Origin of the sequence: Streptomyces sp. NPDC020845 (assembly GCF_044334165.1) — a bacterium.
GTDB lineage: Bacteria > Actinomycetota > Actinomycetes > Streptomycetales > Streptomycetaceae > Streptomyces.
Genome location: NZ_JBIRSJ010000055.1, coordinates 1 through 9,616 on the forward strand (window position 1 = coordinate 1; position 9,616 = coordinate 9,616).

Here is a 9,616-nt window from a genome sequence, read left to right on the forward strand (position 1 = left end):
CGGTGGCGGTGGTGACGGCCGCGGCGCCGGTCGGGGTCCAGGCGCCGTACTGGCCCTCGGCGGGCACCTGCCGCTTGCCGTCGGGGCGGTAGCCGCCGGCCCGTTCGGTGGCGATGGCGGCGGGGTGCGGCTGGGCGAAGGAGGTGCGGGTCATGCCGAGCGGCTGGAGGATGTGGCGGCCCACGTACGCGTCGAAGTGCTCGCCCGAAGTCAGTTCGACCAGGTAGCCCGCCAGCGCCACGCCGTAGTTGTCGTAGCTGGACACCTTGCCCGGCGGGCGCACCCGCTTGGGCTGGTGTTCGGCCAGGCTGTCGCGGAGCCGTTCGGCGTCCTCGGGGTGGGCGGTGGCGCGGCCGATGATGCTGTTGTCGAACCCGGCGGTGTGCATCAGCAGGTCCCGTACGGTGACGGGCCGTCCCGGATAGCTGTCCTTGATGGTGAAGCCGGCCTTGTGGCGGGTGAGATATCGGTTGACGTCGGCCCGTAGGTCCAGCTTCTTCCGCTCGACCTGCTGGAGCACCGCCATGGCGGTGAACACCTTGGCGTCCGAGCCCATGAAGAAGCCCGTACGGCGGGCGTCCACCCGGGTGTTGCGGTCGATGTCGGCCACCCCGTACCCCTTGGCCAGCACCTGCCGTCCGCCGGAGACCACGACCACCGCGGCGCCCGGGATCCGGTACTCGTCCAGCTGCTTCTTGACGAGGCTGTCGACCAGGTCCTCAAGGCTCCGCGGGCGCGGGGAGCCGGGGGTGGCGGAGGCCGAGGCGGCCGTCGCCAGCACGGTCATGAGGACGGCGAGCAGCAGGGACACCGCCGCGGTAGCGCTGCGTCGAGTACTCATTTACCGGCTCCTTCGCTCACAGAGGGCTTGCGTCGTATGACCACAAGTCAACTCAAGTAGCGCGCGGAGGCCGATGGCCCTGTGTGGCGTCTTATGGGGGACCTGACTACACCCTCCGAAACGCCACCCGAGTCCAGTGCTCCCAAGGGCTCGCCACGGGCAGACTGAATGGCACACAGCGGCGGAAGGGCCGTCCCGAGGAGGGGGTTACGAAATGAGCATCATGATGGACGAGAGGACCGACGGACGACAGGTCGGCGGCAGCGGCCCCTGGCCCGTCCGTGGAGTGCGCGCCATGGGCCGCGGGCTGGCGCTGGCCGCCCTCGCCCCGTGGGAGGTGCTGCTCTTCTGCCTGGTGGTGACCGCGATCTCGCTGCTGGGTGTCGGCCTCGGGGTGCTCCTGGTGCCCGCCCTCGCGGTGGCCCTGCGGGGGACCACGGCGATCACCCGGCGGCTGGCCGGGCAGTGGTCGGGGGTCGGGATCGAGAACCCGTACCGGCCGCAGCCGGCTCCCGAGCCGGGCTTCAAGGGCTTAATGCAGCGCAACCAGTGGGTCCTCACCGACCCGGCGACCTGGCGGGACCTGGCCTGGACCCTGGTCAACCCGGTGGTCGGCCTGGTGATCGCGCTGCTGCCGCTGGCGCTGGTCGGCTATGGCGTCTTCGGCCTGATCATGCCCCTGATCTGGGAGGACATCGCCGACGCGGGCGGCAACAACTGGTACGCGATGGTCAAGGTGACCAGTGACGGCTCCGCCCTGATGGCCGCCGCCCTCGGCATCCCCATCGCGCTGGCCGGTCTGGCCGCGGGCCCGCACCTGCTCCGGGTGCACGCCCAGTTCGCCAAGTCGCTGCTCGCCCCCACCGAGATGTCCCGCCAGGTGCGCCACCTCACCGAGACCCGCAGCGACGCCGTCAACACCTCGGCCGCCGAGCTGCGCCGTATCGAGCGTGATCTGCACGACGGCGCCCAGGCCCGGCTGGTCGCGATGGGCATGAACCTGGGCGTGGCCGAGCGACTGCTCGCCAAGGACCCGGAGGCGGCCCGCGCCATCCTCGCCGACACCCGCCAGGCCTCCGCCACCGCCCTCAACGAGCTGCGCGACCTGGTCCGCGGCATCCACCCGCCGGTGCTCGCCGACCGCGGCCTGGCCGACGCCGTCCGCGCCCTGGGCATGGACAGCCCCCTGGAGGTCGAGGTCAACGCCGAGCTGCCGGGCCGCCCCGAGGCCCCCGTCGAGTCCGCCATGTACTTCGCGATCTCCGAGGCCCTGACCAACGCCGCCAAGCATGGCGAGGCCCAGCGGGTCACGGTCGACCTCTGGTACGAGACGGGCCGGCTGCGCGGCCAGGTCACCGACGACGGGATCGGCGGCGCGGACCCCTCCCGCGGTACGGGACTGCGCGGAATGGAGCGCCGGCTTGCTACTTTCGACGGTGTCCTTGCCGTGACCAGCCCCCAGGGCGGTCCGACGACACTGACCATGGAGCTGCCGTGCGTGTTGTCCTCGCCGAAGACCTCTTCCTCCTGAGGGACGGGTTAGTCAGGCTTCTGGAGGCATACGACTTCGAAATCGTCGCCGCTGTGGACACCGGCCCCGACCTCCTGCAGGCCCTCGTCGAGAAACGTCCGGACGTGGCAGTCGTCGATGTACGACTCCCGCCGACGTTCACCGACGAGGGCCTGCAGGCCGCTTTGGAGGCCCGCCGCCAGATCCCCGGCCTCCCGGTGCTGGTCCTGTCCCAGTATGTGGAGCAGCTGTACGCCAAGGAGTTACTGGCCGATGGCACGGGCGGCATCGGCTATCTGCTCAAGGACCGGGTGTTCGACCCGGACGAGTTCGTCGACGCGGTACGCCGGGTGGCCGCCGGGGGCACCGCCATGGACCCCGACGTCATCGCCCGCCTCTTCGCCAGCACCGCCTCCTCCGCCGCCGACCCCCTGGCCCGGCTGACCGCCCGGGAGCGCGAAGTCCTCGGCATCATGGCCGAGGGCCGCTCCAACGCCGCGATCGCCGAGCGGCTGGTCATCACCGAACGGGCCGTCATCAAGCACACCTCCAATATCTTCGCCAAGCTGGACCTACCGGTCTCGGACGACGACAACCGGCGGGTCCTCGCCGTTCTGGCGTATATGAAGTGACGCTGCACAGGGCACGGGCGGGGCGGGGGCAGGTCGGTTCGGGTCGGGTCACCGGGACGGTGACACCAGCCCCGCCTCGTACGCGATGATGACGAGCTGGACCCGGTCCCGGGCGCCGAGCTTGGAGCGCAGGCTCGCGACATGCGCCTTGGCGGTGCCCGGGGTGATGTGGAGCCGGGCCGCGAGCTCCGCGTTGGACATGCCGCGCCCGACGAGGGTGAGCACCTCGCGCTCCCGTCCCGTGATGGCGGCGAGGTCGCGGGGCGGTGGAGCCGGGGCCGGTTCGGGGCGGCCGGCGAATTCCTCGATGAGGCGGCGGGTGACGCTCGGGGCGATCAGCCCGTCACCGGAGGCGACCACCCGGATGGCCGAGAGGATGTCGTCGAGGGCCATGTCCTTGACGAGGAAGCCGCTCGCGCCGGCGCGCAGCGACGCGTAGACGTTGCTGTCGTCGTCGAAGGTGGTGAGCATGAGGACGCGGGCCGCCGGAGACTCGGCCGTGATCATCTGGGTGGCCTCGATACCGTCCATGCCGGGCATGCGGATGTCCATGACGACCACATCGGGCCTCAGCTCCCTTACCAGCCGCACCACTCGGGTCCCGGTCCCGGCCTCGCCGATGACCTCGATACCCGGGGTGGAGTCGATGACCATGCGCAGGCCGGCGCGGACCAGCGGCTGGTCGTCGGCGAGCGCGACGCGGATCGTCACCGCGCCTCGGCAGGCATGGGCGCATCGGCAGGCAGGGGCAGCCGCGCGGCGACCCGGAAGCCGCCCTCGGGCCGTGGCCCGGCGCTGAACCGGCCGCCGAGGAGCGCCACCCGCTCCCGCATACCGGTGATGCCGTAGCCGGATCCTTCGGCGGGCGCGCCACCATCTCCGGTGTTCCCGCCGTCTCCGTGATCTCCGTGATCTCCGTGATCTCCGTCATCGACGATCTCGACGCGCAGTTCGTCCTGCCGGTAGTCGATCAGAACCCGGCAGTGGCGGGTCCCCGCATGACGTACCACGTTGGTCACCGACTCCTGGACGATACGGAAGGCGGACTGGTCGACGGCGGTGGGCAGCGGGCGCCGTTCGCCCCGCCACCGCACCTCCACCCGGACGCCGGCGTTCGCCGTCGTCGCGGTCAGCCGGTCGAGGTCGGCCAGCCCGGCGAACGGGGTCCCCGCCATGGACCCCACCGTCTCCGGCTCGGTCCGGCGGAGCACGTCGAGCATGCTCCGCAGCCCGTGCAGGGTCTCCCGGCTGGTGGCCTCGATGGCGTCCAGCGTGGAGCGGGCCTGCTCCGGCCGGCTGTCGAGCACCCGGCTGCCCGCACCGGCCTGGATCGCGATGACGCCGATGCTGTGCGCGACCATGTCGTGCAGCTCGCGGGCGATGCGCAGCCGCTCGGCCGTCACCGCCTCGGCCGCGGTCCGCGCGCGCAAGTCCTCGTCGTAATCGCGCCGCTGACGCACCGACAGCCCCGCCAGCCAGGCGCACAGGACGAGCAGGGCGAGGAGCGCGCTCAGAGCCAGGAAGCCCGGGGCGAACACGCGGTTCCAACCGCCGTCCCGGAAGAGGCCCGCCTGAAGGGCCGTCTCCTGAACCGCCGTCGTGACGGCCGCCGCGACGGAGCCGGCCCGGCGCGGGCCCATGCCCGTGCCCGTGCCCATGCCCGTGCCCGTGCCCGTGCCCGTGAGGTAGCCGGCCAGAAGGTCCGCGGCCAGGAACAGCGGCCAGATCTGCTCGGCCCGCGCTCCCAGTGCCACCGCCGCGGCCGACTCGGCCAGCAGCGCCGCGAGGACCGGCCACGGCCAACGCCGTGCCCACCCGAGCGGCAGCGCCATCGCGACCGCAACCCCCGCGAGGGCCGCGCCCGGCACACCCTCCCCCTCACCTGGCTCCAGGCCGCTCGAGACCGTCGCGTACAGCACCAGGCTCAGCCCGGCCACCGGACCCCACCTCAGCAAGGGCGACGGCAGGGACAGCAGAGGAAGGCGGGAGGGGGTCTCGGGCACGGACCAGATCGTAGGCGGGCAGGCGTGTGCCGGGCATCGGCCTGCGGGCCTATACCCAAAGGCAGATGCCGCGGCGCGGATTCCTGCCCACGGGCCGATGCCGCACGGCCCCGGCCCGCGGCAGCGTGGACCGGGTGATCGAAGCCAACGGATTGACCAAGCGCTACGGCGACGTCCTCGCCGTCAACGACCTCACCTTCACGGTGCGGCCCGGGCATGTCACCGGATTCCTCGGCCCGAACGGCGCCGGCAAGAGCACCACCCTGCGGATGGTCCTCGGCCTGAACCGGCCCACCGCCGGAACCGCCACCGTCGACGGGCGCCCCTTCGCCCACCGGCAGGCCGGACTGCACCACGTCGGCGCGCTGCTCGACGCGGGCGATGTCCACCCCGGCCACAGCGCCGCGGCGCATCTGTCCGCGCTGGCCCGCGGGAACGGTCTGCCCCGCCGCCGGGTGCGGGAGGTCCTGGAGGAGGTGGGTCTTGCCGGTGTGGCGCGCCGCCGCGTCGGGGGGTTCTCGCTCGGCATGCGGCAGCGGCTGGGCATCGCCACGGCCCTGCTGGGCGACCCGCCCGTGCTGCTGTTCGACGAGCCGGTCAACGGCCTGGACCCGGAGGGCGTGCGGTGGGTGCGCGGTCTGTTCCGGCGGCTGGCCGCCGAGGGGCGTACGGTGCTCGTCTCCAGCCATCTGATGAGCGAGATGGAGAACACCGCGGACCGCCTCGTCGTCATCGGCCGGGGCGAGCTGATCGCGGACGAGACCGTCGCCGAGTTCGCGGCGCGCGGCACCCGGGCCGATGTCGCGGTGCGCACCCCCGACCCCACCGCCCTCGCGGACGTACTGACCCGTACGGGCGCCTCCGTACGGGCCGACGGAGGCGAGTCGCTCATGGTGACGGGGCTGACCGCGGCCCGGATCGGAGAGCTCGCCTTCGAGCACCGGATCCTCCTGCGCGAACTCGCCCCGCGCACCGCGTCGCTGGAGGAAGCGTTCATGGAACTCACCGCCGACCGTGCCGACTACCTCGCGGGAGACCGCCGATGACCACGACCGCCGCAACCCAGCCGACCGCCCCGGCCCTGTCCGGCCCGAGCGCCGAGCCGCGCGTCCGTCTCCGCGGTCTCCTGGCCGCCGAGTGGATCAAGCTGTGGTCGCTGCGCTCGACCCGGTGGGTGCTCGGCCTCGGCGTCCTGGCCGTCATCGCCATGGCGGCGCAGGGCAGCCTCGACACCTACAACAGCTGGCCGGACTACGGCCCGGTGGAGAGGGCCCACTTCGACCCGATGACCGAGGCGCTGAGCGGTGTCGCCGTGGCCCTCCTGATGATCGGTGCGGCCAGCGTGGGGGCTCTGTCGATCGTCGGTGAGTACGCCAGCGGGCTGATCCGCACCACGCTGACCGCGGTACCGGCCCGCCACCGGGTGATGACGGCCAAGGCGGCCGTGGTCGGGGGTGTCATGCTCGCCGTCGGTACGGCTGTCTCCCTCGGCACGTTCGCCGTGAGCCAGGCCATCCTGTCCGGCCGCGGCATCGGCCTGTCGCTCGGCGATCCCGGCGTGCCTCGCGTGCTGGTGGCGAACGCGCTGCTCGTGCCCTTGTCGGCGCTCGTGGGCCTGGGCATCGGCGCGGTCCTGCGGCACACCGCGGCCGCGGTCGTCACGGCCTGCGCCGTCCTGGTCATCCTGCCGCTCTTCTTCAAGCCGAGCGTCCACCAGTGGGCGAACGACCTGTACGGCATGTTCCCCCTCTACGTCTGGCGCCACTGCCTGTCCCAGCTGCACCCCCGCGGCCTTGCGGCCCTGCCCACGCCGACCGGCTCCTGGCTGGTCTTCGCGCTCTGGCCGCTGGTCGCGGTCGTCGTCACCGTGCTGGTCGTGCGGCGGCGCGATGTGTGACCGCGGGCCGGACGTCCCTACGCCCGGGAACTCACCGCAAGCGCAACGCGCTCACCACCGGGCGCGCAGCCGCCGTGTCGTCCGTGCGCAGGGCGACCGCGGCGGCGTAGCCGGGCGGGGCGGGTACGTCGGCCAGTGACCAGCCGGGCGGGGTGGCGGAGTTGGGCGGGGCGAGGTGGTCGGCCAGGCCGACGTGGTGGGTGCGCAGGCCGCCGGGCAGGCCGGTGCCGATGCCCTTGAGGTACGCCTCCTTACGCACCCAGCAGCTGAGGAACGCCTCCTCGTGCAGCGCCTCGGGCAGCGCCTCGATCGCCGTCCGCTCATCGGCGTGGAGCTGCCGGATCAGCCCGGCCAGCACTTTGCCGCCCCGCCGCGCGTTCCTGGCCTCGATGTCGGCGCCGACGGGCGCGTCGGCGAAGGCGTACATCGCGGCATCCTCGGCGTGCGACAGCGAGAACCGCAGCCCGGGCTCGCCCGCCACGGCGGGGCGGCCGTGCGGCTTGTCGCAGTCCGGCATGCCGCACAGCTCGCGGATCAGCTCGACCTCGGCGGGGTCGATACCGAGATACGCGCCGAGCAGGACGCGCAGACCCACATGGGAGGCGACATAGCGCTCCCGCAGGGTGTCGTCGCGGAACCTGGCGGCCCGCTCGCTCTCGCGGGCGTCCAGCATCCCGGCGCGCGCGGCGGCCGCAGCGGCGGACGGCGGTATCCGCAGCAGCCATACGGCCACCTCGGCGCCGGAGGGCCGGTCCTCGGGGCGGGGCAGCGCGCGGGCCGGGCCCCATCCGTTCGTCCCGTCCGCCGTGCCGTCCGCCATGTCGACGGCGGGATGCCGGACGCCCGGGTTGGTGTACGACACGATTCCGCCTCCCCCCGCAGCGCTGAGTCTGACTCAACATCCTTGCCCCGGGGCGGCGTTGCCGCACGGGCGACACCCGGTGACTTAGGACACGTTCCCCTACCGACTGGTATGGTCACCCGTCCGCACCACTACGATCAAGCACAGACCGTGCACTTTCCGTAATGGGGGTTTGCGACATGGCGACCGGATTCTCGGCGAAGGCGGCCTCGGCGCTGGCCCTCCCGGTGGCTCCGCTGTACGGCGCCTTCCTCTCGTACTTCATCTACCACCCGCCCCGCAGGCCGTACCACAAGAAGCCCGCCGACCTGGGGCTGACCAGCACCGACGTCACCGTGCCGCTGGGCGGCGGAGGGCGTCGGCTGCATGTGTGGCTGTGCGCGGGCGACCCGGACCGGGTGGTGGTGCTCGGGCACGGCCTGGGCCTGAGCAAGTCCGCGAGCCTCGCGCACGCCAAGATGCTCCACGAGGCGGGCTATACGGTCGCGATGTTCGACCACCGCAACCACGGCAGGAGCAGCGCGGACCGGGCCTGCTGGGGCATGAGCGACCGGCACACCGACGATGTGGTCGCGGTGGTCAAGCATGTGCGTGGCATGGCGGAGTACGCCTCGGCGCGGATCGCGGTCTACGGCTTCTCCATCTCCGCCTTCCCCTCCTTCTACATGCTCAGGCGGAACGGGGAGCGCCCGGTCGACGCGGTCGTCTTCGACAGCGGCCCGGCACTGGAACTGCGGCCGCTGTTCCGTAACTTCCTCGCGGCCGACGGGCTGCCGATCCCCGGACCGCTGCGGAAGGGGCCGTCCCGGAAGGCTCTGGAGAAGGTCGCCTCGACGGCGGCGGTGGCGATGCTGCGGGTGCAGTGGCCGCCCGCGGCCACGGGGGCGTACGAGAGCACGCCGATGCTCTTTCTGGCCGGCGAGAGCGACACGATGATTCCGGCGGACGGGGTGCGGGCGCTGGCGGAGCGGTATCCGCTGGCGGAGGTGCACACGCTGCCGGACACCGAGCATCTACAGGGCGTCAAGACCCATCCGGAGGTCTACGCGGAGACGGTCCTCGGGTTCCTGGGGCGCACGATGAAGAAGTGAAGAGGCAATGCCCGCTCGGGCATGCCTCAGGCCGGATCGACGCCGATTCGGGCACGGGAAATTGGCCTCCCCCGCCCCCGTTACGCGGGGGAGACCAAGTTCACCGGTGATGCCAACAGTGCGGAATCACCGCCTCCATGGTCTGTCACGTGGGCTTCGCGCCCCAGACCCATGGCACGAAGATGCCATACGAATTGCCGGGCCCCCGTATCCGGCGTAACCGGTGAGACGGGGGCCCGGTGGGCTCTGAAACGGTCAAGGGTTCGGGGCCGGGTGGCTCGCTGTCAGCCCTCAGTCCTTGATTTCGCAGATGACGGCGCCGGAGGTGATGGAGGCGCCGACCTCGGCGGCGAGGCTCTTGATGGTGCCGGCCCGGTGGGCGTTGAGCGGCTGTTCCATCTTCATCGCTTCCAGGACCACGACCAGGTCGCCCGCGGCGACCTGGTCGCCCTCGGCCACCGCGACCTTGACGATGGTGCCCTGCATCGGCGAGGCCAGCGCGTCACCCGAGGCGGACGAACCCGACTTCTTCACCGCCTTGCGCTTCGGCTTCTTCGCCCCGCCCCCGTCCCCGGCGGCAGGCGCGGCAGCCGCGCCCAGGAACGCGGGGAGGGAGACCTCCAGGCGTTTCCCGCCGACCTCGACGACCACGGTTTCGCGTGCGGCGGCTTCTTCCGTCTCCTCCGTGCCCGTGGGGGTGTAGGGGGTGATGGTGTTGGTGAATTCGGTTTCGATCCAGCGGGTGTGGATGGTGAAGGGGTCGCTGGTGAAGGCGGGGTC

The 9,616-nt window shown here is 72.1% G+C and carries 10 protein-coding genes; 5 read left to right on the top strand and 5 right to left on the bottom strand.

Translation table 11 applies throughout. The features are described from left to right. Window positions 1–841: serine hydrolase domain-containing protein (locus ACH4U7_RS52715; protein ID WP_398534866.1), on the bottom strand; the 841-nt coding region annotated here is incomplete at its 3' end. 214 nt (window positions 842–1,055) lie between these two features. Here ACH4U7_RS52715 and ACH4U7_RS52720 point away from each other — a divergent pair. Both ACH4U7_RS52720 and ACH4U7_RS52725 read left to right on the top strand, forming a co-directional pair. Beyond that, the gene (locus ACH4U7_RS52720) at window positions 1,056–2,372 is read left to right on the top strand and encodes a sensor histidine kinase (protein WP_398534867.1); all 1,317 of its coding nucleotides are present in this window, start codon (window positions 1,056–1,058) and stop codon (window positions 2,370–2,372) included. Continuing rightward, window positions 2,336–2,983: a response regulator gene (locus ACH4U7_RS52725; protein ID WP_398534868.1), complete on the top strand. Its 648-nt coding sequence runs from the start codon at window positions 2,336–2,338 to the stop codon at window positions 2,981–2,983. Before ACH4U7_RS52720 ends, ACH4U7_RS52725 begins: the two co-directional genes overlap by 37 nt. A 48-nt stretch (window positions 2,984–3,031) precedes the next feature. Here the strand turns inward: ACH4U7_RS52725 and ACH4U7_RS52730 are convergent, their stop codons facing one another. Both ACH4U7_RS52730 and ACH4U7_RS52735 read right to left on the bottom strand, forming a co-directional pair. Continuing rightward, complete coding sequence (locus tag ACH4U7_RS52730) at window positions 3,032–3,694, bottom strand: response regulator (RefSeq protein ID WP_398534869.1); 663 nt, start codon at window positions 3,692–3,694, stop codon at window positions 3,032–3,034. Beyond that, window positions 3,691–4,986 carry a sensor histidine kinase gene (locus ACH4U7_RS52735; RefSeq protein WP_398534870.1) on the bottom strand — a complete coding sequence of 432 codons (1,296 nt, stop codon included), beginning with the start codon at window positions 4,984–4,986 and terminating at the stop codon, window positions 3,691–3,693. The genes ACH4U7_RS52730 and ACH4U7_RS52735 overlap by 4 nt, the downstream gene beginning before the upstream one ends. A 134-nt stretch (window positions 4,987–5,120) precedes the next feature. On the opposite strand from ACH4U7_RS52735, the gene ACH4U7_RS52740 reads away from it, so the two are divergent. Beyond that, on the top strand, window positions 5,121–6,032 hold the full coding sequence (locus ACH4U7_RS52740; RefSeq protein WP_398534875.1) for an ABC transporter ATP-binding protein: 912 nt from the start codon (window positions 5,121–5,123) through the stop codon (window positions 6,030–6,032). Continuing rightward, entirely contained in the window at window positions 6,029–6,883 is an 855-nt protein-coding gene (locus ACH4U7_RS52745) for an ABC transporter permease subunit (RefSeq protein ID WP_398534871.1), read from the top strand. The genes ACH4U7_RS52740 and ACH4U7_RS52745 overlap by 4 nt, the downstream gene beginning before the upstream one ends. 31 nt (window positions 6,884–6,914) lie before the next feature. Here the strand turns inward: ACH4U7_RS52745 and ACH4U7_RS52750 are convergent, their stop codons facing one another. After that, the gene (locus ACH4U7_RS52750; RefSeq protein WP_398534872.1) at window positions 6,915–7,745 is read right to left on the bottom strand and encodes a 4'-phosphopantetheinyl transferase family protein; all 831 of its coding nucleotides are present in this window, start codon (window positions 7,743–7,745) and stop codon (window positions 6,915–6,917) included. 179 nt (window positions 7,746–7,924) lie between these two features. Here ACH4U7_RS52750 and ACH4U7_RS52755 point away from each other — a divergent pair, with 179 nt between their 5' ends. Next, on the top strand, window positions 7,925–8,836 hold the full coding sequence (locus ACH4U7_RS52755) for an alpha/beta hydrolase (protein WP_398534873.1): 912 nt from the start codon (window positions 7,925–7,927) through the stop codon (window positions 8,834–8,836). Between the two features lie 291 nt (window positions 8,837–9,127). On the opposite strand, the gene ACH4U7_RS52760 is transcribed toward ACH4U7_RS52755, so the two are convergent. Continuing rightward, window positions 9,128–9,616, bottom strand: a 489-nt coding sequence (locus ACH4U7_RS52760) for an acetyl-CoA carboxylase biotin carboxyl carrier protein subunit (protein ID WP_398534874.1), incomplete at its 5' end; no start/stop codon positions are given.